The following is a 23,765-nucleotide window of genomic DNA, read 5'->3' on the forward strand; positions in this document are numbered from 1 at the left end:
GAGCCGTGCGCGTCCTCGTCATCGACAACTACGACTCCTTCGTCTTCAACCTGGTGCAGTATCTCGGCCAGCTGGGCGTGGAGTGCGACGTCCGCCGCAACGACGAGATCGACGTGGCCGACGTCGGCGCCATGCGCCCGGCGGGCGTGCTCCTCTCGCCCGGCCCGGGCACGCCGGAGCGGGCCGGGATCTGCATGTCGGTGATTTCGCGGTACTCCGGGGAGCTGCCGATCTTCGGCGTGTGCCTCGGCCACCAGGCGTTCGGCGCCGCCTTCGGGGCGACCGTGACCCGCGCGCCGGAGCTGCTGCACGGCAAGACGTCGCTGGTCACGCACTCGGGCGAGGGCGTGCTGGCCGGCCTGCCGTCGCCGTTCATCGCCACGCGGTACCACTCGCTGGCCGTGGTCGAGTCGACGCTGCCGCCGGAGATCGAGGTGACCGGCCGCACCGAGTCGGGCGTCGTGATGGCGATGCGCCACCGCACCCTGCCGATCGAGGGCGTGCAGTTCCACCCCGAGTCGGTGCTCACCCAGGGCGGTCACCAGATGCTCGCCAACTGGCTGGCCGTGTGCGGGCTGCCGGACGCGCTGGACCGGGCACCGGAGCTGGTCGCCGAGGTCGAGGCCCGCCGGGTCGCGGCCTTCGCCTAGGGCCTAGCTGACGGATCTTGCGGGTTGGTTGGTCGCCGAAGGACCCGTGACGGCAGGCCATGTGGTCCTGCCGCCCGCGGCCCGTGAGCGGGACGGTGACCTCATGCGGACGTCTGCCGTGCCTGACCTGAGCGCGGTGCCGGCGCCCACCGGTCCGCGGTGGAACTGGCTGCACCGCGTGGCCGCGGTAGCCGCACTGCTGTCAGCGGTGTTCATCCCGATCCAGATCGCCGTCTTCCTCGCCTGGCCACCGCCGCTGGACGGCACCGCCGTCGACTGGTTCAGGCTGCTGCGCGAGCACCGGCTCGCCGGCCTGATCGACCTGGACCTGCTGCTCGTCGCCGACAACGTGCTGCTGATGCCGATCCTGCTGGCGTTGTACCTCGCGCTACGGCGCGCGTATCCGTCGGTCATGCTGCTCGCCGTGACGTTGGGCTTCGCCAGCGTCGGGATGTACCTCACGACCAACCCGGCCGTCCAACTCGCGGCGCTGAGCGACCAGTATGCGGCGGCCACGACCGATGCCCAACGGGAGACGGCCACGGCCGCGGGCACCGCGATGCTCGCGATGTGGCAGGGCACGGCGTTCCACGCGGGCTACCTCGTCGGCTCCACCGCGGGCATCCTGCTCGGCGCCGCCATGCTCGGCAGCGGCGTGTTCAGCCGGCTGACGGGGTGGCTGGCGATCGCCGGGAACGTGATGGCGCTCGGCCTGTACGTCCCGGCCGCCGGCGTGTTCATCGCCGTCTTCTCGGTGCTGTTCCTTGAGGCGTGGTACGTGCTGATCGCCGCCCGGCTGTACCGGTTCGGCTTCGCGGTAGGCCCTAGCGCTGCCCGATCACGTTCATCGCCAGGCCCAGGGCGACCAGGACCCCGGCGGCGGTGGCGATGATGCGCAGGCCGCGCAGCCCCTCGACCCAGGCGGCCTTGCGGGCGCCCGGGATCAGCGCCTTCGTGCGCCGGTAGTCGAGGCGGGCCCGCTTGGCTCGCGTGCCGGCGCTGCCGATGGCAATGCCGGCCGCCAGCGCGATACACGCGCCGATCAGCGCCGTCCCCATCAGGTCCTCCTCACCCGGTCGCCCCCGTGCGTCAGTGCCCTGCCGCATCAGCATCAGTGCCGGTCAACTCGGTGCAAAGTCCCCGAAAGTGGGAGGGTGATCCACGTATCCCGATCATCGTCCGGCTCGTTCATATCGGCCCGCGTCGGTGACGCCGGGCGCCGTGGGCGTCGCTTGGGTTCACGTGGAACAATCGGGGCCACACCTGAAGGGACCATCGCGCGAGCGTGCTGACCACACTGTTGCCCCTGCTGGCGTTCGTGCTGCTCACCGCCGCGAACGCGGGCTTCGTCGCCGCCGAGTTCTCGCTCGTGACCGTCGACCGGGCGGAGATCGAGCAGCGGGCCAACGCCGGCGACCGGATGGCCCGCACCGTGCGCCACGCACTGCGCGAGCTGTCGTTCCAGCTCTCCGGCGCGCAGCTGGGCATCACCCTGGCCGGCCTGCTGACCGGCTACCTGGCCGAGCCCGCGCTGTCGCGGCTGTTCGCGCCGCTGGTGCGCCCCGTGGCCGGAAACGTGACCGAGGGGATCGCGCACGCCATCGGCCTGATCGTGGCGACCCTGGTGTCGATGCTGTTCGGCGAGCTGGTGCCGAAGAACGCGGCGCTGGCCAAGCCGATGCCGCTGGCCCTGCGCACGGCCGGGCCGCTGCGCGTGTTCGCCCGGTTCTTCTCGTGGCTGATCGGGCTGCTCAACGGCACCGCCAACTGGGTGGTCCGGCGGCTGGGGGTCGAGCCGCAGGAGGAGCTGGCCAGCGCCCGCTCGCCGGAGGAGCTCGGGCTGCTCGCCGCGATCTCCGCCCAGGCCGGCGCGCTGCCGCGGGAGACCGCGGTGCTGCTGCAGCGCACGATCCGCTTCGGCGACAAGCGAGCGGCGGAGGCGATGACCCCCCGGGTCGACGTCGTGTCGCTGCGCGCCGACGCCACCGTCGCCGACCTGCTGGCCACCTCGGTGCAGACCGGCTACAGCCGCTTCCCGATCTACGTCCAGACGCTCGACCAGGTCACGGGTGTGGTCACGGTCACCGACGCGCTCAGCGTGCCACCGGTGCGCCGGCCGACCACCAAGGTCGCCGCGGTCGCCCGGGAGCCGGTGTTCGTGCCGGAGAGCCTCGACCTCGACGGCGTCCTCGATGCGCTGCGCAAGGGCAACTCCGACGTGGCGATCGTGGTCGACGAGTACGGCGGCACCGACGGCGTCGTGACCGTCGAGGACCTCGTCGAGGAGCTGGTCGGCGAGATCGCCGACGAGCACGACGTCGAGGAGGAGCCGACCACCGCGCACGGCATGCCCGACCTCACCGCGCCGGGCGCGGAGCGGACCGTGCTGGTCGACGGGGTGCTGCGCGAGGACGAGCTCGCCGAGCAGACCGGGTTCCACGTGCCGCCGGGGCCGTATGAGACGCTCGCCGGCTTCCTCATGGCGCGGCTCGGCCACATCCCGACGGTCGGCGAGAGCTGGAACGAGGACGGCTGGGAGTTCACCGTGGTCGAGGTCGACCGGAGGCGCATCGAGCAGGTCCGGGTCGTCCGGCCGGAGGTGCCGGCCGAATGACCCTGCTGCTCACCATCCTGCTGCTGATCGGCAACGCGTTCTTCGTGGCCGGCGAGTTCTCGCTGATCGCCTCCCGGCGCACGGTCATCGAGCCGATGGCGGCGACCTCGCGCCGGGCCCGCACCGCGCTGCGCGCGATGAACGAGATCCCGCTGATGATCGCCGGCGCGCAGCTGGGCGTCACGATCTGCACCCTGGGCCTGGGCGCGCTCGCCGAGCCGGCCCTGGCGCACGGGCTGCAGGAGCCGTTCCACGCGCTGCACCTGCCGGAGCGGCTGGTCCACCCGGTCGCGTTCGGCCTGGCGCTGGTCGTGGTGGTGTACGCACACACCGTCGCCGGCGAGATGGTGCCGAAGAACCTGACGCTGGCCTCGCCGGAGCGGGCGGTGCTGTGGCTGGGCCCGCCGATGTATGCGTTCTGCATGGCCACCAAGCCGCTGCTGGCCGCGATGAAGTGGCTGTCGCGCACGATCCTGTCGCTGTGGCGGATCGAGGCCACCGGGGCGGTGAAGACCGTGTTCACCGCCGAGGAGCTGGCCGGGCTGGCCGCGCAGGCGACGACCGAGGGGTTGCTGGCGCCGGAGGAGCATGCCCGCATCACCGGCGCGCTTGCGCTGTCGCGGCGCACCGCCCGCGACGCGCTGCGGCCCTGGGCGGAGATCACCACGGTCGCGGAGGACGTCTCGCCGGCGTCGCTGGAGGTCCTCGCCACCCGCACGAACCGCTCGCGCTTCCCGGTCGTGGAGCGCGCGAGCCGCCGGGTGCTCGGGTTCGTGCACGTCAAGGACGTGCTCGGGTTCGTCGGGCCGCAGCGGCGGGCGCCGATTCCGGCCGAGCTGATCCGGCCGCTCGGGATCGTTCCGCCGACCCGCACGCTGGCCGAGCTGCTGCTGGCCATGCGCCGGGAGCGTCGCCACATCGTGCTGGTCAGCGACGGGCGGGTGCCGATCGGCGTGGTCACGCTGGATGACGTGCTGACCGCGGTCGTCGGCGAGCCCGTGCACACGGCTTGATCTTTGTTCTTGGCACTTTTGGTTTTGGCACCGCGGACCTGGCAGGGCCGGGGCCGCCCTTGAGGCAGGCCCCGGCCCGGTGTCTGGCGGGAGCAACGGTCGGTGAGTGACGCGGTCCGAGCCATATTCATGCTGGCGGGTTACCGCGGGCCGGAACCGCGGCGGCGGTCGATGGTTCGCGGCATCATGTCCGGTTATGCACCGACGACGACGGTTATGGCTGTGTGCCGTGATCGTGCTGGTTGTCGGGCTGGCCGGCTGGGCGGGGCAGCGATCGGCGTTCTTCGCCGGGCGGGGCCTCGGGGAGCCGGCGACCGGCGTTACGTCGGCGGTGCCCTTCGCGTCCGGCACGGCGCCGGGGATTCCCTCGGGTGGCCCTACGGCCTCGTCGCGGCCGCCGGGTCGGGGTGGGACGGCGGCGGTCCGGTATACCTTCGACGGCGGGCTCGGCGAACCGGTCCGGGACGCCGACGGGCGGCTGGAGCTGCGGGCGCGGCGGGCCGAGGGCGGTGAGCTGGCCGCGGTGGCGCACGACGGCGGACTCGCGGTGCGGTTTCCGGCCCGGTGTGAGCATTACGGTGCGGACAGTTGCGCTCGTGCGATCCTGCAGAGCGGTCCGGCCGGCTTTCTCAATCCCGGCCGCGGATCGTTCGGCTATGGCGCGAGTGTCCTTGTCAAGGCCGATGAGACTTCCAAGGGCGCCAATGTGGTGCAAAAAGGGTTCTCGGTCGGTGACAGTCAGTTCAAGCTGCAGATCGACGGGGTGGCGGGAAGGCCGAGCTGCGTGATTGTCGGCGCCCGTTCGGATGCCATTTTCGTAGCGTTGGCATCGCGGTCCGTCGCTGACGGGCGGTGGCACCGGATCGCGTGTTCGCGCGGTAACACACTGCTCACGGTCGCTGTGGACGGGGCCGAGGAGGGACGCACCGCAATTCCTTCGTCACTGTCCATAGTGAACGAGGATCCGCTGTGTATTGGCGGCAAGGGAACGAGCGCGAACAACGACCAGTTCGTCGGTGTAATCGATGATGTGTACGTCACTCGATACGCGTGACCTTTCCGGACGAATCGGACAAGAATCGCGCACTGACTTGAACCTGGGAACGGCTCACCCTTAACGTGAATCCCCGTCGGCCGGATGTCCGCACCCAGCACGGGCGCACCGGTCGGCGCCGCCGAGTCGATATCGGAGCCGGGGACCCACGCGCACCATCGGGGTGAATCCGCATTTGCGGTAGGGCGACCTTCCCGCCCGAACCCGTCAGCTAACCCGGTAGGCGGCCACGGAAGAAGGAGTAACTCCTCGGTGGAGACCCATCTGAGGTGGACGAGGTGGCCCAGCCGTCCGGTCAGGCTTCTTGTCGCGATCCTCGGCGGCCTGTCCCTCGCCGTCGGGATCACGGGGCTCGCGCACGCGGATCCGACCCCGGCCGAGATCGAGAAGCAGATCGACGACAAGTGGAACGAGATCGAGCCGATCATTGAGCAGCACAACCTGCTCAAGAGCCAGCTCGCCAGCAACCAGACCAAGCAGAAGCAGCTCGAGGCGCAGATCGCGCCCCTGCGCCAGCAGGTCGACGCCGCCTTCGACAAGGTGAGCGCGTTCGCGGTGCTGCAGTACAAGACCGGCCGCGTGTCCAAGCTCGACGCGATGCTCACCACGGGTTCGCCGGACACGTTCATCGACCAGATGACGATGCTCAACATGCTGGCGAAGGACGAGCAGGCGCGGATCCAGGACGTGCTGACGGCCAAGCAGCAGTATGACGCCCAGAAGGGCCCGATCGACCAGCTCGTCGCGCAGCAGGCCGAGCAGGAGGCCGCGCTCGCGAAGCAGGAACAGCAGATCAACGGCGAGATCAAGGCGCTCAACGACATGCGCGTCAAGGCGTATGGCTCGAGCGGCAGCACCGGCAACCTGCGCCCCGTGGCCTGCCCCGTCGAGTACTTCGGCGGCCCGGGCGCGAAGGCGGCCCAGGTGGCGTGCGCGCAGATCGGCAAGCCGTATGTGTTCGGCACCGAGGGCCCGAAGACCTTCGACTGCTCCGGGCTCACGCTGTATTCCTGGAAGCAGGCCGGCTACACGCTGCGGCACTACACGCAGTGGCAGTACTCGGACACCAAGCGCGTATCGCGAGCCGACCTCAAACCCGGCGACCTGGTGTTCTTCTACGGCGACCGACATCACGTCGGGCTGTATGTCGGCGGCGGCTGGATGGTCCACGCACCCAACGCCAGCGAACCGGTACAGATGAAAAAGATCGATTCAGAACCGATCAACGGGTACGGCAGAGTCGCATAGATTGCAGGGGGCGGGCCTACCGGGCCCGCCCTTTCAGCGTGTCGGCCACGTTCGCCAGTTCTGCCACGAGCGGCTCGGCGTGGGCCCGCGCTGCCCTTGGTAGCGCGAGCCGTAGACCGCCGAGCCATACGGGTGCTCGGACGGCGACGACAGCCGGAAGATGCACAGCTGCCCGATCTTCATGCCCGGCCACAGCCGGATCGGCAGGTTCGCCACGTTGGACAGCTCCAGCGTCACGTGCCCGGAGAACCCGGGGTCGATGAACCCAGCCGTCGAGTGCGTCAGCAGGCCGAGCCGCCCGAGACTGGACTTCCCCTCCAGCCGCCCGGCCAGCTGATCCCCGAGCGTGATCACCTCGAGCGTGGACGCGAGCACGAATTCCCCGGGGTGCAGCACGAACGGCTCCCCGTCGTCGACCTCGACCATCGACGTGAGCTCGTCCTGCTGGATCGCCGGATCAATGTGGGTATACAGGTGGTTGTTGAACACCCGGAACCACCGGTCGAGCCGCACGTCGATGCTGGACGGCTGCACCAGCGCCTGGTCGAACGGCTCGAGGCGCAACTGCCCGCCTTCGAGCTCCTTGCTGAGGTCACGGTCCGAAAGCAGCACCCTACGAGGTTACGTTGCGACCCTGGTTGGTGAAATTCGCCTCTATCGTACACATGTACGAGTAGATTTGACCCATGGCATCGTGGGCCCACTTCGCCGCGGCCGAGCCCTCCCTCGCCGCGGCCATCCGCACGCTGATCTGCCAGTACGGCCCGGGCCTGGGCTACCTGGCCACCGTCCGCCCGGACGGCGCTCCGCGCCTCCACCCGGTCTCCCCGGTCATCACCGACGCCGGCCTGTTCTGCTTCGTGCTGCCCTCCCCGAAGCGCCACGACCTGGACCGCGACGGCCGATACGCACTGCACAGCTTCCCGTCGACCGACTCGGACGACGAGGCCTACCTGTCCGGCCGCGCCGTGCCGGTCACCGACGCCCCGCTGACCGCCCACCTGGCCACCACGATGCGCGCCGCCCCGGGCATCGACTGGAGGCTCTACGAGCTGACCGTCGACCTCGCCTTGCTGGTCCACCACGACACACCAACCACCGCCACCCACACGGTCTGGAAGGCCACCCAACCCCACGTGCCACGCCGAAGGCAAAATGGCCCGTGCACGACGCCCGCGGATTCGGTACAGTAGGCGTCGCCTCGCGGGTGTAGTTCAATGGCAGAACATCAGCTTCCCAAGCTGACAGTGAGGGTTCGATTCCCTTCACCCGCTCGATCCTGGGATCCCCTTGTTCGCCGAGAGCGCGAACCTGGGGATCTCGCCATTTTTCCTGGGGCCGAGCCCCAGACCCCACGGTGGGTGGGCGCTCTCCGCCGGGGTGGGCCGGCCTCCGGGGTGGGTTGCTCTCTGGGGTTCGGTCATTGTTCGCAGTTGCCGTGCCGTTGGCGGTCCAGGTTGGTCCACTGTCGGCTGCGCTGCTGATGGTGGGGGCGCCTGGGGGCCATTGCGGCAGGTTTCGTGAGATCACTCCAGGCCGCTCGGGACGGCTCCGCATCGCCAACGCCTTGAACCGGTCGGCGATGACCTTGTCCAGGGTCTCGGCGTCGAGGAGTGCCCCATGCTGGCCGGGCTGCGACAGGATCGCAGGTCGACGCGCGCGATGAGGGCATCGCGGTTCAGCGGGTCGTCGAGATTGGCGGCCGCCGGGCGGGGCTGGAACTCTACCGCGGGGCTGATCACGTCCGCTGGTGTGGTGTATGAGGCTAGCGCCTGATCGTGCTTGGTTGATGTCGGCCGCCGGCGGCCGACGCAGACTGGGTGCCGGTGGCTGCCGGCGGGGGCACGAGCGGTCATCAGCGCCGCCGAGCCGGACGTATGTCTCCGTGATCATGATGCCCGTACTGACCGCACACCGGGTTGCCATGATCCCGGAGACTTTCGGTACACAGGGGTACATCACCACTCCGCGATCATGAAAAACCGTTGGTGTCGATGCAGGGTTGCGCATGATCACGGAGACTTCCGGCCGCTGCGGCGTGCCTCGCGGGCCGCGGCGCCCGACGGGTGGGACGTGATTGCCGATCGCGGCCGCCCCGGGGCGTTGGGGCGCGCAGGCCGGGCACCGCTCGGTCGCCGGCGGGCACGGCGGCCAGCAGCGCCGGTTCCCGGGTGGCGCCGGGCGGTGCCGGGGGAGTGAAGGAGCCGGGAGAAGCGCGGCGCCCCCAGCCACGCTCAAGGCCGCCGACTCCTACATCCAACCGTCGTCTCCAGACTGGCTACGATCCGCGCTGTGCGGCTCCCGGAAGTCATCCCGATCAAGTACATGCCTGACTATCGCACCGACCGCATCGGACGGCATGAAGGCGGACAGTTCTTCGCTGACGTCACTGGCGCGTACCAAGAAGGCGTCACCCTGGGGCGTGATTGGCGTCACCAACAGCGGATCTATGCGGTTCTCCATCGCTTCGACGACAGTGGGCATCACATGGGCTCGGACATATGGTTCGCCGGCGTCAGGGCCGACAGCCCTGCAGTCGTCGAACGAGCCGAACAGGTGCTGTCGGGCTGGCTGTCGAACCTTGGGGCAGTCACCTACTGCAACATCGCCATCCGGCCCTTCCGGGCGGACTTCGACGGCGTCGTCTTTGGGCTCGCTGACGAGACCACCGACGATCCGGACGAGGGCCACGGCGGCCCATGGGCCGAGCTCTACCCTCAACGGCTTGGGTTCCACGAGCCCTGGGACGGCAAGTACGACACCTAAGCGTCCGCCGACCTGACTATTTCAACAGGCTTCCCAATGGCGTGTCTCGTCATGGCTGGTCGTGGACTACCGTGAACATGAGTCACGTGACGATGGAGGTGCAGGGATGAGCAAGCACGGCGCCCGAGCGCCGCTCGGGTCGCGCTACGCGGATCAGCGTCCATACGTCGTCGTGACTGATCTGGGCGAGTTGCGCGGGCCTACCACTGGTGAGGCAAGACTTGATCGGCGGTTGAACTGGTCGGGGCGGGCTGTTGTCTACGACCTCGGTAACCCCCGGCGGTTAGCGAGCATGTACGAGGCAGTACTTCGCGAGGCCACGCACGTTGAGGAACTGCAGATGTGGCTTGACGGGCCGACGTTGCTGCGACTCTGGCCTGATCTCGTGTTGCCACCGCAGGTTCGACAGCTCTGGGAAGCCCAGTTCCCCGATCTGGCCATCACACGGCGGCCAGCTGCCTAGTGATGCACGACAAGGCGCCGACGCATCGACGTCTCGCGGAGATCGGACTGCAGGCTGGCGGACCGCACGGATTCGCCTTGGCCGGCGGTCACGCCGTTGCCGCCCACGGCATCTTGCAGCGGCCGAGCGAGGACGTCGATCTCTTTGCCGACTGGCAACGACGGGCCGACTTTCCTGCCGCGGTTGAGGTCGTCATCGCTGCTTACGTGGCAGCTGGCTACGAGGTGGAGATAGACCACCGCACGGAGACCTTTGCCCGGCTCTACCTCACGGACCCGGCAGAGCGAGGCGAACACCACCGCGTCGAGCTGGTCGCAAACTGGCGCTCGCAGCCGCCCGTGCAGATGGACATCGGCCCGGTATTGCATGCAGACGACGTCATGGCCGGCAAGGTGGACGCCCTGTACAACCGCGCCGCCGCACGCGACTTTCTCGACATCGATGCCGCGATCGCGAGCGAGCGCTACACGCTGGAGCAGTTGTGCGAGCTAGCCGAGGCGGTTGACGCAGGCTTTGACCGAGCAATATTCGAACAGATGCTGCGGTCGATCGTCCGCTTCGATGACGAAGATTTCGCCGAGTATGGCGTCGCACCCGCCGAGGTTTCGGCACTCCGGGAGCGCGTCGACGCATGGCGGGGGCAGCTGTCGAAGGCCCGAGACGCGGCGGGCCATTAGCGGGCCATTAGCCCAGGCGAACGCTGGCCGCTCCAGCCCGCTTGCCGCACGCGCGACCTGGAGGTACATGCGCTCTCCGCAGTTGGGGCGCCCTCGGCGGTGGGGTTGGTCGCTCTCCGCGGTTCGGTCATCGTCCGCAGTCGCGGGTTCGGCTGGGCGGAGGAGGCTCACGGGGCCACTGTGGTCGCCGGCCCGGCGATGCAGTGGCGCGCCTTGGTCAGCGCGGCGCTGATCACGTCCGCTGGTGTGGTGTATGAGGCCAGACTGATCGTGCTGGTTGATATCAGCCGCCGGCGGCCGTCGCACGCTGGGTGCCGGTGGCTGCCGGTGGGGGCACGAGCGATCATCAGCGCCGCCCCGCCGGACATATGTCTCCGTGATCATGATGCTCGCGGTGACCGCACCACGGGTTTGCCCTGATCCCGGAGACTTTCGGTACACAGGGGTACATCACCACTCCGCGATCATGAAAAACCGTTGGTGCCGATGCCGGGTTGCGCATGATCACGGAGACTTCTGGCCGCTGCGCCGTGCCTCGCGGGCTACGGCGCCCGACGGGTGGGACGTGATCGCCGATCGCGGCCGCCCCGGGGCGTTGGGGCGCGCAGGCCGGGCACCGCTCGGTCGCCGGCGGGCACGACGGCCAGCAGCGCCGGTTTCCGGGTGGCGCCGGGCGGTGCCGGGCGGGCGGAGCACGGCGGCCGCGGGCCGGACACCTCCGGACCGCGTGCGACGCGATGACGGGGAGCCATGGCCATGGCTGGCCACTATGCCACGCATCGCCAACTGTGGTTCCCCCCGTTGTTTCGACCGCCGTGCTGGAGGGTGGTCTTCGGTGGTCGACCGGTCGCGGCGGCCGGGTCCGCGCCTGTTACCACGCCGATTCCGGCCGCCGCGACGATCGTCGCGAGTTCGACCGCTGATCTGGTCAACGCAAAGGGAAACGGCAGGGTCTGCGTCACCGCGAGCCCTGCCGTTGCGTTCGAGCGCCTCGACCTACTTGATGGTGAACTGCTCCCAGCTTTGGGCTCGCGCTCAGCCGACCATGAGGTTCTAGCCGGCCGCCGGGGCCGTGGTCAGGGACCAAAGTCCGTGGCCCGCGGGCGACACCCAACCGTTCGCGCTGCGGCTATAGACGTCGATCTGGAGCGCGCCGGCCCGATCGGCCGTGACCTCGACGGACGCCGTGCCGTCGGGGGTCGCGGGGACCGTCTGCTCGGCGCCGCCGTTCACCGTGTAGACGTAGTCGGTGATGGTGCCCGTGTTCGGGCCGGGCGTGAAGTCGACCTGGAACGGTACGCCGATGACCGGATCGGCCGGGCTGGTCACCGACGGTGCGGTGTTGGCGACGATCACCCGGTATGACGTGACCGGCGAGAGGTTGAACGCCCGGTCGAAGCTGCGCACGCTGAGGGTCACGAATCCGCTGTTCGGCGGCGACAAGGTGAGCGTCGAGCCGCCGTCGACCTGGTCGGCGTGCACGACGCCCGGCATCGAGAACGGGTCGATGAACTCGGGCACGCCGTTCGGGCCGATATTGGCGCCGAACCCCGAGAACACGCCGTCCCAGCTGTACTGGTAGCCGTAGACGTCGTCGGCGCCGTTCGGGGCCAGGTTGTAGACGATCGGGTCGCCGCCCGGGTAGCGCGTTGTGTGGCTGGGGTAGTTGGGTGAGGTCACCGTGGGCGCGTTGGCCGGCGCGGTGGCGTCGGTGGTGAAGTAGCACGTCTGCGACCACGGCGAGTCGTCCGTGCCGTCGTTGACCCGCGCCTGCCACGCGTAGGTTGTGTTGTCGGCGAGCGTGCCGGCCGGCGGGGTGGCCGATCCGAAGTATCCGTTCGGTATGAACTGCTGGGTGACTGTAGTCCGCTGGTCGGGGTGGTCGACCGGCCAGATCGCGAACTCGCCGGTGAGGTGCGCATCGTCCGGGTCGGCGTCGTGCACCTGGGCCGCGAGGTCCGGCGTGAGGCCGCTCAGGTACGGATAGGGGGCGCCGGTCGCGCACGGCCGGAGGGCGTTGAACATCGGGCCCGGCGCGGGTGGCGGCGTGTTGTAGCCGAGGTACAGGATCGGCGCGGCCACGCGCCGGCCGAGCGGCACACGATGCTCGAGCGCCTCGGGCAGCCGCACCTCGAACGAGATGTGCGACGGCAGGTCGACGCCCGCGGCGGTCGCCCGGTTGACGAGGTCGATGAGGTCGAGCAGCGGGTAGGTGGTCGGGCACTGGTCGACCGGGCCGAGGGTGCCCAGCTTGAGCAGCTCGCGCGGCGGGTTGCGCCACGTCGGGCGCGCGTTCTCGGTGGTGGCCCAGACCTCGATCTGGCGGTGCGCGCAGTCGGTGGCCTGGGTCTCCGGCACGGCGAGCTTTGCCGACAGAATGTGCTTGCTCAGCACCGCCGCCACGTCGAAGGTCGCGTAGACGCGCGAAACGTGCGGCCGGTTGGTGGCGTCCCGCCAGGCGCCGAGCGGCGCGTCGCCGCTGGGGTTGCGGTAGCTGGTATCGGGATGGGCCGAATCCGTGTAGGCCCAAGAGATCCGGGGAGCGTCGATGTTGGTTTGGCCGGCTTGAGCCGGCGCGGCGGTGCCGAACAGACCGGCAGCCGCGGACAGCACCACGGTGGACACCAGCACACCGAGGCGCGGACGTCGTGACACAGGACCCACGTCCTCCCGTTACCGCAGGCGGCGGATCCTCCTGCGGATCGTGATGATCGTAAATCCTGCTGCCGATCCCGCGCTGTCCCGCTGCGCGTACCACCGCGTGGCGATACGGCGGTTGAAAACGTGTCAACCCGCTGCAGGGCGGTGGCGTGTGAGGGGTATGTACGACGTCAGGGGTGAGCCGGGCGCTGGTGAAGCCGGATACGTCGCCTTCGTGGAGGTGGCGTGGGGCCGGTACCTGGGGGTTGCCCGGCTGCTCACCGGGGACCCGCACCGGGCCGAGGAGCTGCTGCAGGACTGTCTCGTCAAGCTGTACCCGCGCTGGCGGCGTGTGACGCGCGGTGGGGACCCGCACGCGTACCTGCGGCGGATGCTGGTCAACGGCAACGTGAGCCTGTGGCGGCGGGCGCGGCGGGAACGCTTGGTCGCCGAGCCGCCGGACGGTGAGGACGTGCGGGCGGCGCCCGGCGATCCGGATGAGGCGCTGCGCCGTGCGCTGGCCGTGCTGCCGCGCCGGCAGCGGGCCGTGGTCGTGCTGCGCTACTACGCCGACCTGTCCGAGAAAGACGTGGCTGCGGCGCTGGGGTGCGCGCTCGGCACCGTCAAGATTCACCATGCTCGAGCCATGGCCCGGCTGCGTGAGTTGCTGCCGCAGCCGGATCAGCGCAGTGAAGGGGTACGGCGATGACCATCGACACCGACGAGTTGTCCGCCACGCTGGGCCGGCTCGCGAACCGTGACCCTGTGCGGGCCGCTCCGGTCGGCGCGGTGCTGGGCCGGGCCCGCCGGGCGCGGCGCGCGCACACCGCCGTAACGGCCGGCGTGGTGACCGCGCTGGTTGCCGCCGGCGCCACCGCCGGCGGGATCGCCTGGACGGCTCGGGAGGACAAGGCGCCGGTCGTGGCCGGCGGGGACACCCCGGATCTGCGCCTGGCCGCCGCCGTGCGGGCGACCGCGCAGGCCAGCTACCGGTTCACGATGACCTGGACCTGGGACGGTGAGCCGGCGGGGGCACCCCAGGAGGGCGCCTTCGACCCGGCCGGCCCGACCGGGTACCTGCGGGGGACCATCGGGACGCTGTACATCGACCAGCGGGTCGTCGACGGTGACTGGTACACCGGCACCCGCCCCGAGGGCATGGCACTGTTCTGGGTCAAGGAAAAGCCCGGCTTCACCGGCTTCGCCCTGCACGCGGGCACCGAGCTCACGGCCGACCCGAGCGCGCTGCTGAAGGCATTCACCAGCCAGGGCACCGTCACCTATACCGGCCGCACCGGCACTGGCGGCGACGCCGTCGACGTCTACGCGTTCAGCGCGCGGCCGCCGGGCGGGGACGCCGTGCCGACGACCGGCACGATCGAGGTCGGCGTCCAGTCCGGCCGGGTCCGGAAGATCACCTGGAGAGCGCAGGCGGACCGGCGCTGGTACACCGACACCGCCGTGTTCTCCGACTACGGCACCGACGTCGAGGTGGAGCGGCCAATGTAACGCCGGCACGAGCAAGGCCCGGGCCGGGGAGATGGCCCGGGCCTTGAGTGCGAACGCCTACCAGGCGCCGATCTGGGTGCGGTTGGCGATCAGCGGCTGGTTACCGCCCGCCTCGGCGGTGGCGAACCGGCTGTCGGCGTGGGAGTGCAGCGGGGATCAGCCGGCGCCGCTGATGGCGCGGACGTCCCACAGCCAGACGCCGTCGACGAGTTGGCCGGGCGGGCAGTCCGGGGCGACCAGCTTGTCGACCGTGCGGCGCATCACCTCGACGTTGGGGTAGTTGGCCGGGATGACGAGGTTGGTCGCCTTCCAGAACCGGATGTCGGCCCACACGTTGGTGCGCTGCTCGGCGGTCGGCTCCGGGACGGTGCGCTGGCCGCGGACCCAGTTCATGTACATCACGGTCGGGCGGTAGCCGGGGCCGAAGTGGCCGTACTTGTCGCCCGGCACGGTGTCGTTGGGGCCGAGGAAGTAGCCGGCGGTCAGCTTCACCTCGAAGTTGGTCGAGGTCGACCAGGCCATCATCGCGATGTTGTCGTCCCAGCCGCCGGGCAGCGGCGCGACGACCGGGTTGGGCGGCAGCTTCGTGCGCCAGTTGCCGTCGGTGAACAGGGCCGGCGGCGGCGTGCGGCCGTTGACCGGCTGGGGCAGCGGGAAGAGCGGCACCAGCGCGGCCAGCACGGCCACGCTCCACACCACCGCGGGCAGCCGGCGCCGGGCGCGCCCAGGGGCGGGCGAGGCGGGCGGGGCCGCCGGACGGGCCGGTGCGGCGGGCGGGGCCTCGAGGGCCTGGGCGGTGCCGACGAGCGCGGGCACCTTCTCCAGCTCCGGCTCCGGCTCGGGCTCCGGGGTGACCGGGGCCGGGTCCGGCGCGGGGCGCAGCGGCTCGACGATGAGCCGGTCGACGAGCAGCGCCAGGCTCAGGCCGACGACCACGGTCACGATCAGGCCGAGGCGGGTCGGCACGACCGAGTCGAACAGCGGCAGCCGGCTGATCCACCGCCACGGACCGTGGACGTGGGTGTGGTCGACGCCGTTGACCCGGATGATGTCGCCGAGGGACATCACGGCGAACACCGCGCCGGTGATGAACAGCGCGCGGAACAGCCGGTTGCGCCACAGCACGATCACGGCGGCCACCAGCAGCAGCACGAGCGGCCAGCCGAAGAAGCTGTTCTCCTCCGTGGCCGCGTTGCGGTTGAGCCGCACGGCCTCGGCCAGGTCGCCGGCGATCGAGAAGCGGCCGAACGTCACGTACGACAGGGCGTCGAGGTTGATCGCCCGGACGCCGGCGTCGAGGCCGTGGTACGCCTGCGGCCCGAGGAACTGGAAGTGGAGCGGGTATGCCAGCACCACCCCGGCCGCGACCAGGGTCACGCCGAACTTCGGCAGCACGGTGCGTGTCATGCCGGGCAGCTGCCGCCACGGCACGTAGGCGAGCACGAACACGGCCAGCGCGAGGGCGGTGAAGAACACCATCTCCTCGTTGATGCCCGCCTGCAGCACCACCAGCGCGGCCAGCGTCAGGCCCTGGCGCCACGTGCGGCCCGGGTTGCGCATCCGGAACACCACGGCCACGATCAGCGGGATGAGGTACAGCCCGGCGATGTTCGGGTGGCCGGCGCTCTGCGAGATCATGCCGGGCGCGAAGCCGAGGAAGGCGCCGCCGACGGCCCCGGCCAGGCGGCTGCGGCCGAACTCGCGGGTGAGGACGAAATACCACGCGATGGCGGTCCCGGCCAGGGCGAGCGTGGAGAGGATCGCGAACGTGACGCCAGGGCCGAGCCAGAGCGTGATCGGCGTCATCGGCAGCGACAACGTGAGCACGGACGTGTTGGCCATGAGGTTCACGCCCAGGGGGGAGTTGATGTCGTCCGAGAAGAACGGCGACTCGCCCCGCGTGAAGACCTGGCTGGCGTGTGTGAGGAACCACTCGAATTGCATGTGGTCCTGATAGTTGAGATCCAGATAGCGGCCGGTAGGGTCGGCCCAGAGGCGGATCAGCACATAGACCGACCCGACCACGTAGCCTAGGGCGACCAGCACGTCAACGGCCCTGGCCGGAACCCGCACCCGTATCGTCACCCGACGGAGTGTAGGCCAGCGGTCTGACGGGTCAATAATCCAGCAGGTCACTCGCCAGCCATCTGGGCCAGGCAATTGCGCCGCGCGCAGCCGTTGGTGACGCCGCCGTCGTGGAGGGCAGGCGACGCGGTCGCGGCAGAGGCCGTCACGACTCGAGCGCGCCCGCTGCCGGCGCGGTTCGCCGACCGTGCCCCGTGGTCAATCCGGACCGGACACCGGTCGTCCCGGCCCGGCCGGCCCGCGGGCCCCGGGTTGCACGTGCATTTCACCTCGACCGGCTCATCCTGGATCAACCGGGACGAGCAAATGCTTTACGAAGCGGAGGCTGCCGCGACGTAGTCGCAGGTAAAACGCGATCATATCGCGTCGATGTCCGGACTCATCCACCCGACGGTTCCGTCGCCGCCGACGAACGTACCGACTTCGCACGCGCCCAAACCCTCAAGACTCCGAAATGCTGGGCCCGGTATGATACGGCCCCATGAGTAGTGTGCTTACGCCCCAGGCGGTGGACTTCCCTCGCTGGTACCAGGAGGTGGTGGCAAAGGCCGAGTTGGCCGAGCCCGGTCCGGTCCGGGGGTCTCAAGTGATTCGCCCGGTCGGTTTTGCGATCTGGGAACGCATGACCGCCGAGATGGACACCAGAATCAAGGCCGCGGGTGCGCAGAATGTTTCATTTCCGCTGCTGATTCCCGAGTCGTATCTGCGGCGGGAGGCCGAGCACGTCGAGGGTTTCGCCCCGGAACTCGCCGTGGTCACTGTCGGCGGTGGAAAGAAACTCGACGAGCCCGTGGTCATTCGTCCCACGAGTGAGACCGTGTTCGGTGAATACATGGCCAAATGGATTCAGTCGTACCGGGATCTGCCGCTGCTGCTCAATCAATGGTGCAACGTCCTGCGCTGGGAGATGCGCACCAGGCTATTCCTGCGAAGTGCAGAGTTCCTGTGGCAGGAAGGGCACACCGCCCATGCCACCGAAGAGGACGCGAAAAACTACGCTCGACGGATCCTCTACGGCACCTATCGGGACTTCATGACCGAAGTGCTGGCTATACCTGTGCGGGTCGGCCTCAAAACCAACAGGGAGCGGTTCGCCGGTGCGATCCGTACTTACACCTGCGAGGCGATGATGCGCGACGGCAAGGCATTGCAGATGGGCACCTCGCACGAGCTCGGTCAGAATTTCGCCAAGGCCTTCAACATGACCTACCTGTCCGACGCGGACAGGCTCGAGCACTGCTGGACCACGTCGTGGGGAACCTCCACGCGCATGGTGGGCGGGCTGATCATGTGCCACGGCGATGACAACGGGTTGCGCGTGCCTCCCAAGCTTGCGCCGATTCAGGTGCAGGTGACGATCGTGAAGGACGGGCCCGGCATCACGGAGACCGCGACCCGCCTCCACAAAGCCCTGTCGGACGCCGGCATCCGGACGGCTCTCGACGACCGCACCGACACACCATTTGGGCGGCGAGCCGTGCAGGCGGAACTGCGGGGCTACCCGTTGCGTGTCGAGATCGGGCCGAGGGAACTGCAGAACGGCAACGTGATGCTCGCCCGCCGAATCGACGGGCGGAAAGAACCGGTCGCCATCGAAAAGTGTCTGGACGAGGTTCGGGCCGCGCTCGAGACCGATCAGTTGGCGCTGCTCGACGAGTCGGTCCGGCGGACCGAAGAGCGGACCGTCGAGGCCGCCACCCTCAAGGACGCGATCGCCGCCGCGGAATACGGGTGTGCGAAGATCCCGTGGTCGAACGTGGGCGTTGACGGCGAGGAGAAGGCCAACAAGGCCGGTGTATCGGTTCGCTGCCTCACGCGGGAGGACGGAACGCTTCCCGACAGCGAGTCTGAGTCGGACCTGATTGCCTACATGTCCCGGTCGTACTGACGATGGCGACGTGAATGGACCGCAGGTGCCATGCCTGTGCGATCCGGCGCGGGAGTTGCAAATGAGTGTCCGCACTTCACGATGACAGGAGTCGGCTCGATTCATGCGAACCCTAGTGGTCAAGATCGGATCAAGCTCCGTAACTCGGCCGTCAGGACCTGATCCCGTCTTGCTGGCATCCGCCCTCGAAGCTGCGATCACCCTGCGCAGCGAGGGATGGAATGTCGTCCTGGTTTCGTCAGGAGCCGTATCGTCCGGACGAGCTCACTTGTCCCGGGCCGGCTACGACGGCTACACCAGCCGGATCGCGGCGGCCGTTGGCCAGCCATTTCTCATGGCAATCTACGGATCGATATCGGAAATCTCTGGCTCGCGGGTGTGCCAAGTCCTCGTGTCAGAGTCCGATCTTCGGTCCGCGGCCCAGATGGCCACCATCGCGGGGGTGCTCACCGAGGCTCTTTCCGGCGGGATAGTTCCGATTGTCAACGGCAACGACGTGGCGGACCCGCTGGGATCGGACAACGATACGGTGGCCGCCGGCATCGCGATAGCGGTGGGCGCCGACAAGTTGTTGTTGCTGACGGATGTGCCGGGGGTCTATACGGACAAGGAGGGCGGTCGCAGGTATCTGACCGAAATTCCGCTCGGCGAGCTGCACGGGATCATGATTGGTCCGGGCGGGACCGGCCGCGGCGGCATGCGCTCCAAACTGCGCGCGGCAGAACTTGCGGCCTACAACGGCATCGAAACCACCATCGCCGATGCCAAGGCGCGGCACGTGATCGAGAATACGGCGAACGGGCGAGCCGTCGGGACGACCGTCCGGCCGGTCAATGAGCGGCTGCCGAGCGAAAGTCGGTGGATAGCTGGCATCGCGGCCTGCCGCGGATCGCTGATTGTCAACCGGCAGGCCGAGGAGAGCATCAAGGCCGGTTCGAGCCTGTTCGCGTCCGGGGTCAAGAAGGTCCACGGCAACTTTCTGCCGGGCGCGATCGTGGAGATCAACTCGCCGAAGGGAACGATTCTGGCTCGCGGTGTGACCCGGCTGTCTTCCCTGCTGGTGTCGTACATCAGAGCGATGAACACAGAAGAAATCGCGATGGTGCTCACCGCGATCATCGCGCGCTATTTGATTGCCGCGGAGCTGAGCGAACCGACGAAGCTCGACCTGTCGTCGCTGACGCCGTCCGTGCGTGAACGCACGGCGCGTGCTTTCGCCTCCATCGAGTACCTGTCGTTCGACACCTCACGGAGGCTGGCGGTGGAGATACTCTGCCTGTTTCCCAATGTCGTGCTCCAAGGCACGGTCGAGCGACACGACGGGACGTGGGCGAGCTATCTCTACGACCGCTATGTGCGGCTGTCGAGCGATCTCAGCCTGATCGACCGGGCCAAAATTGTCGTGTTCTGACCGGTGGCCGGGCGTCAACTGGACTGATCGCGGCTCGCATAGCCTCGATAGATCGCGGTGCAGAGCCTGCGCAGACCGCCTTCATCGGCAAGGTTCACCCACTGCCGCTTCCTGAGTCCCTCCGGCATCGGCGCGTCATCCAGCCTGACCGGTATCAGGAATATCTCGCCCTCGGGGATCTCCTCCAGGAGCTCCAGGGCTCGGCGTACCTCCTTCTGGATGTACCCACGCTTGTTCACGGACCGCTCTGAGATGCAGACCAACGCAAAGTCGCTCTCGTCCATGGCGCGCCGGATCTCGTGGTCCCAGTCCTGTCCCGGTAGCAGGTCGAACCTGTCCATCCACGGTATGCAGCCGACCGTGCGCAGGAACCGATACAGATCCGCGACGACCTCGAAGTCCTCGCTCGCGTAGCTGAGAAAGACCTTTGCCCCGCCGAGTGAGCCGGGACCGAACTGCACCGACTCGACATCGCTCATCGTCGAGGAATTGAGCAGCTCCGTCGTGTTGTACTCGGCCAGGAAGCCATCGCCGCGGGCGACGAGCACGGCATCGGTGGAGACGCTGTTGACGATGGTCCAGATCGATGACTCGAGATTCGAGTACCCCAGCGTCACCTCCGGACGGGAGGGCCTGCTGACCTGCAGGATTCCGTTGAGGCTCCCAAACAGGCACAGTGACTCGGTGGTGAGGACCGCGGCCGTGTCCTGCAGCAGCGATCGGAACGATCGGGTCGCATAGGTAGCGGCCGCCGCGCCGGTCTTCTGGCCGTAGGCGAGCACCGGGTTTGAGGATCCCGCGAAGATGCGGAGACGGTCCGCCGAGAACGCGTGGTTGTAGCACGCGTGCGAGTTGCGCACGAGTATTGACTGGTCGACGGGGCGGAGCGGTCCGGACTCCGTCTCGGGCGAGAGCGTTATGCCGATGACTCCGACACCCGCGACCGTGACGCCGAGCATCTTCGTCGTGGCATCGATGTCATGCAGCGACAGACCGAACAGATGACGATCGCCCAGGTCGATGGTTCCGCCCGTCTTCGACCCGGCGTGGTACCAGACGATTCCCTCACCCCAGGTGGAGGTGAAGACGGTACCGGTGTCGTGGTCGATCACGGTGTCCCACGCCGGCGCGTTGAACTCGGCCGAGTAGACGGTCTGGCCGGTCTCGAAATCCAGTATCTGCAGACCGCCGTTGAAGTCCTGCTTGACCGCGAGTGCGATGGAGACGATCCCCAGTTTTTCGCTGATCGCCGCTCCCCAGATGGGCATGCTCGCGGGGAACTCGAAGACCTGCTCGAACGACTGGTTCATGACCACGCAGCGGCCGGACACGTCACCCGCCACAATCAGCTCGGCCGAGCCCTCGCTGACCGCGCAGTCGATGACACCCGATCCGATTTCGACTTCTCTGACCGAGTCGATCATGCCGTGCTCCCGTTCGCATCGCGATAGCAGACGGCCAAGTACATTTGACCGTGGTCGGACCTGGTGCGTCCCCGTAGCGCGAAGTCGGTGTCGGCGAGCATCTCAACGTCGCGTCTGCTGGCCATGTCGAGGTGGAGCGCTCGGATGGTTCCGTCGGCCGGCATGGCGAACGGCACGCACTTTACCTTGGCGAAGCCCACCTTCAGCGCCAGGGCGCTGAAGGACGCCTGGCTGATCGCGCCCCGGCGCAGCAGCTCCCGCTGGTGGTCCGAATACATCGCCAAGTAGGAGACATGGGGACATTCGGGGTCCCAGAGACCGAGAATTGCGACTCCCTGCGGGTCGAGCACCCTTCGGCACTCGCCCAGGAAGTCGCTGCGATCGGCGTCGCCGACGTGGTTGAAGGTTCCCATCATGCACGTCAGCAGCTGAAAAGCGCTGGACCGGTATGGCAAGTGGGCGCCGTTGCCCTGGACGAACCGCTGGAACGTGCCGCCGGTGCTTCGGTGGTAGTCGAAACCCTCCCGGCTCACGTCCACGCCGTGGGTCTCGATGCCGAAGTTCGCGAGCAGGGAGGGATACCGGCAGGTGGCGGTGCCGATGTCGAGGGATCGCGTCACGGTGCGGTGATCAACTTCCGCCAGCAGGTTGATGGCCTCAAGGTGCTTCTTCGCGGCATCTTCAACCGGCGAGTTGTCGTACTTGTGGTAGTCGAGCGAGTCGTACTGCAACTGGGTTGCCGCGGCGCGACCGCTGACGAACGCGTCCGCGTTCGCCAGATTCAGGATCGCGGCGCGCCGCCGGTGGTGGTCCTCGTTGGAGATGCCAAGCTCCCGAGCCCGTGCGGTGAGCACCGAATGCAGGCGCGCGTCGGTCTCCGGGAGTCGTGGGACATTCGGTCCCAGGAAGCCGGTGATGGGCGGCAGCTGGCCCAGACCGCCGTTGCCGACGGCGGCCTCAGGATCGGTCTCGGAGCGCCGAATGAGCATTGTCAACCGCTCGAGTGCGTCCCGGTAGGCCGCGTCCCACTGGACTACCGCTTGGTATGCGCGAATCGCACGGTCCGATTGGTCCAGATCCTCGTACAGCCGGCCGAGGTCGTAGAACAACGACGTGTCCACGTCGGTCGGCGGCGGCTGCGTCGCGTGTTTCAAGATTCCGGCCGTGACGCCGGGCAGGCCGAGTTGATCGAAGCATCCGCCCGCGGCCGTCAGCGCGGTCGCATACAGCTCGGGAGCCTCGGCCGCCCGCTGATAGCTGCGGAGCGCATCCCGATGTTCGCCGATCCGCTCGTAGAGCTGCGCGGCCCGGTACACCATGATCGGATTACCGCTTCGCTCGGCAAGCAGGGCGAAATATTTCAGGCCGTCTTGCGGCGCACCCTTGCTGATGAGTTGATCGAGAGTCTGAAACCCGTATTCGAAAGCGCCCGCGTCGTAGATCCGGTCGGCGAAACGGCGGATCGCACTGGGGTCGTGTTGTACCACCGCTGACCAGATGCGCAGTTCAGATACGTCCGGCGAGTGCTTGGCCTGCTGGAACACCTGGATGTAGCCGCCGCCTGAGGCCGCGGCCAGCAGTCGTCCGTCGGCCGAGGCCGCTACCGACCACAGCTCGTTCCGTGAATTCGCCCGCCACAGCACCTCCCCGCGCTGCGTCAACGTCAGCAGCGTGCCGTCGAATCCGGCGACGTAGATGACGCTTCCGGACGTCGCGCAGGCTACGCCGGACAGCGGACCTCGGCTGTGGATCTCCGAGATCGTGAGGGCAGGCTCGCCGGCCAGCGCGGCTTCAAGGTCAATTTCGGCGAACGAACCCTCGCGTAGCCCGACGAGAGCCGTGGCCGCGGCCGACACTCTCGAGACGTTGTACAGCCCGGTCTCGAGCGGGACCAGGACACTGCGATCGGTGGCCACGTCGCGGACAAATATCCCGGTGTCGTATACGGATGCGACAACGCGTCCGGCATCCGTGACCTTGATCCCGTAAATCCCGGAATCGCCCAGCGGCCGGGGAGTTTTCCAGACCAATTCCGCGCTGTTGCTGGTCCGTTGGTATACCTCGATTTCACCGCCCCATGTGCCGTAAGCGGCATACCGGCCGCTGGGTGAAACCGCGACTCCCCACACCGGCGAATTGGCGTCGACCTCGATGATCGGCTGTCCCGAACGGCGACGCCAATGGAAAGCGCCGCCTTGCGGGCTGCGTTCCGCACTGCCGACCGCGATTGTCTCGCCGACCGCGTCGACCGCGACCGACCACACTTCGCCGCGGTTCATTCGCCAAGTATCGATGTGCGCGGTAGGGGAGAGAAGGTGGACTC

General features: G+C 68.4%; 19 protein-coding genes, 1 tRNA gene and 1 riboswitch. Of the genes, 14 read left to right on the top strand and 6 right to left on the bottom strand.

Annotated features, from left to right (window positions below; genetic code table 11):
* The first annotated feature begins 5 nt into the window (after positions 1-5).
* Both ACQPXD_RS00360 and ACQPXD_RS00365 read left to right on the top strand, forming a co-directional pair.
* Positions 6-650 carry an aminodeoxychorismate/anthranilate synthase component II gene (locus tag ACQPXD_RS00360; protein WP_432833631.1) on the top strand — a complete coding sequence of 215 codons (645 nt, stop codon included), beginning with the start codon at positions 6-8 and terminating at the stop codon, positions 648-650.
* 103 nt (positions 651-753) lie between these two features.
* A complete protein-coding gene (locus ACQPXD_RS00365; RefSeq protein ID WP_432833632.1) occupies positions 754-1,542 on the top strand; it encodes a hypothetical protein in 789 nt (262 codons plus the stop codon).
* Here ACQPXD_RS00365 and ACQPXD_RS00370 read toward each other — a convergent pair.
* Complete coding sequence (locus tag ACQPXD_RS00370; protein ID WP_432833634.1) at positions 1,475-1,708, bottom strand: hypothetical protein; 234 nt, start codon at positions 1,706-1,708, stop codon at positions 1,475-1,477. The two genes, ACQPXD_RS00365 and ACQPXD_RS00370, sit on opposite strands and share 68 nt — an antisense overlap.
* A 230-nt stretch (positions 1,709-1,938) precedes the next feature.
* Between ACQPXD_RS00370 and ACQPXD_RS00375 the strand changes: the two genes are divergently transcribed.
* From ACQPXD_RS00375 to ACQPXD_RS00390, 4 genes are all read left to right on the top strand, one after another.
* The gene (locus tag ACQPXD_RS00375; protein WP_432844364.1) at positions 1,939-3,264 is read left to right on the top strand and encodes a hemolysin family protein; all 1,326 of its coding nucleotides are present in this window, start codon (positions 1,939-1,941) and stop codon (positions 3,262-3,264) included.
* On the top strand, positions 3,261-4,277 hold the full coding sequence (locus tag ACQPXD_RS00380) for a hemolysin family protein (protein WP_432833636.1): 1,017 nt from the start codon (positions 3,261-3,263) through the stop codon (positions 4,275-4,277). Before ACQPXD_RS00375 ends, ACQPXD_RS00380 begins: the two co-directional genes overlap by 4 nt.
* A 229-nt stretch (positions 4,278-4,506) precedes the next feature.
* Complete coding sequence (locus ACQPXD_RS00385; protein WP_432833638.1) at positions 4,507-5,331, top strand: LamG-like jellyroll fold domain-containing protein; 825 nt, start codon at positions 4,507-4,509, stop codon at positions 5,329-5,331.
* Between the two features lie 109 nt (positions 5,332-5,440).
* A riboswitch (cyclic di-AMP (ydaO/yuaA leader) is annotated at positions 5,441-5,572 on the top strand.
* 11 nt (positions 5,573-5,583) lie between these two features.
* The gene (locus ACQPXD_RS00390) at positions 5,584-6,579 is read left to right on the top strand and encodes an NlpC/P60 family protein (protein WP_432833640.1); all 996 of its coding nucleotides are present in this window, start codon (positions 5,584-5,586) and stop codon (positions 6,577-6,579) included.
* Between the two features lie 33 nt (positions 6,580-6,612).
* Here ACQPXD_RS00390 and dcd read toward each other — a convergent pair whose 3' ends face one another.
* The gene (gene dcd, locus ACQPXD_RS00395) at positions 6,613-7,191 is read right to left on the bottom strand and encodes a dCTP deaminase (RefSeq protein ID WP_432833642.1); all 579 of its coding nucleotides are present in this window, start codon (positions 7,189-7,191) and stop codon (positions 6,613-6,615) included.
* A gap of 74 nt (positions 7,192-7,265) precedes the next feature.
* On the opposite strand from dcd, the gene ACQPXD_RS00400 reads away from it, so the two are divergent.
* The 4 genes from ACQPXD_RS00400 to ACQPXD_RS00415 all read left to right on the top strand — a co-directional run bounded on the left by ACQPXD_RS00400 (position 7,266) and on the right by ACQPXD_RS00415 (position 10,485).
* On the top strand, positions 7,266-7,772 hold the full coding sequence (locus tag ACQPXD_RS00400; protein ID WP_432833644.1) for a pyridoxamine 5'-phosphate oxidase family protein: 507 nt from the start codon (positions 7,266-7,268) through the stop codon (positions 7,770-7,772).
* 10 nt (positions 7,773-7,782) lie between these two features.
* Positions 7,783-7,853, top strand: a tRNA-Gly gene (locus ACQPXD_RS00405).
* 1,018 nt (positions 7,854-8,871) lie between these two features.
* Entirely contained in the window at positions 8,872-9,345 is a 474-nt protein-coding gene (locus tag ACQPXD_RS00410; RefSeq protein ID WP_432833646.1) for a hypothetical protein, read from the top strand.
* 465 nt (positions 9,346-9,810) lie between these two features.
* Positions 9,811-10,485 carry a nucleotidyl transferase AbiEii/AbiGii toxin family protein gene (locus ACQPXD_RS00415; RefSeq protein WP_432833648.1) on the top strand — a complete coding sequence of 225 codons (675 nt, stop codon included), beginning with the start codon at positions 9,811-9,813 and terminating at the stop codon, positions 10,483-10,485.
* Between the two features lie 1,053 nt (positions 10,486-11,538).
* Here ACQPXD_RS00415 and ACQPXD_RS00420 read toward each other — a convergent pair.
* Complete coding sequence (locus ACQPXD_RS00420; protein ID WP_432833650.1) at positions 11,539-13,140, bottom strand: hypothetical protein; 1,602 nt, start codon at positions 13,138-13,140, stop codon at positions 11,539-11,541.
* Positions 13,141-13,306: 166 nt separating this feature from the next.
* Here ACQPXD_RS00420 and ACQPXD_RS00425 point away from each other — a divergent pair, with 166 nt between their 5' ends.
* Both ACQPXD_RS00425 and ACQPXD_RS00430 read left to right on the top strand, forming a co-directional pair.
* Positions 13,307-13,834 carry a SigE family RNA polymerase sigma factor gene (locus ACQPXD_RS00425; RefSeq protein ID WP_432833652.1) on the top strand — a complete coding sequence of 176 codons (528 nt, stop codon included), beginning with the start codon at positions 13,307-13,309 and terminating at the stop codon, positions 13,832-13,834.
* Positions 13,831-14,634 (top strand): hypothetical protein, encoded by an 804-nt coding sequence (locus ACQPXD_RS00430; protein WP_432833654.1) that lies wholly within the window; start codon positions 13,831-13,833, stop codon positions 14,632-14,634. Before ACQPXD_RS00425 ends, ACQPXD_RS00430 begins: the two co-directional genes overlap by 4 nt.
* A 156-nt stretch (positions 14,635-14,790) precedes the next feature.
* Here the strand turns inward: ACQPXD_RS00430 and ACQPXD_RS00435 are convergent, their stop codons facing one another.
* A complete protein-coding gene (locus ACQPXD_RS00435; RefSeq protein WP_432833656.1) occupies positions 14,791-16,719 on the bottom strand; it encodes a DUF6541 family protein in 1,929 nt (642 codons plus the stop codon).
* Positions 16,720-17,200: 481 nt separating this feature from the next.
* Between ACQPXD_RS00435 and proS the strand changes: the two genes are divergently transcribed.
* Positions 17,201-18,607: a proline--tRNA ligase gene (gene proS, locus ACQPXD_RS00440; protein WP_432833658.1), complete on the top strand. Its 1,407-nt coding sequence runs from the start codon at positions 17,201-17,203 to the stop codon at positions 18,605-18,607.
* Positions 18,608-18,710: 103 nt separating this feature from the next.
* The gene (proB, locus tag ACQPXD_RS00445; RefSeq protein WP_432833660.1) at positions 18,711-20,018 is read left to right on the top strand and encodes a glutamate 5-kinase; all 1,308 of its coding nucleotides are present in this window, start codon (positions 18,711-18,713) and stop codon (positions 20,016-20,018) included.
* 14 nt (positions 20,019-20,032) lie between these two features.
* Here the strand turns inward: proB and ACQPXD_RS00450 are convergent, their stop codons facing one another.
* Complete coding sequence (locus ACQPXD_RS00450) at positions 20,033-21,442, bottom strand: toll/interleukin-1 receptor domain-containing protein (RefSeq protein WP_432833662.1); 1,410 nt, start codon at positions 21,440-21,442, stop codon at positions 20,033-20,035.
* Positions 21,439-23,721, bottom strand: a complete 2,283-nt coding sequence (locus tag ACQPXD_RS00455; protein WP_432833664.1) for a methyltransferase domain-containing protein — start codon at positions 23,719-23,721, stop codon at positions 21,439-21,441. Before ACQPXD_RS00455 ends, ACQPXD_RS00450 begins: the two co-directional genes overlap by 4 nt.
* Positions 23,722-23,765 lie beyond the last annotated feature (44 nt).

Source organism: Dactylosporangium sp. CA-092794 (genome assembly GCF_050948465.1).
Lineage (GTDB): Bacteria > Actinomycetota > Actinomycetes > Mycobacteriales > Micromonosporaceae > Dactylosporangium.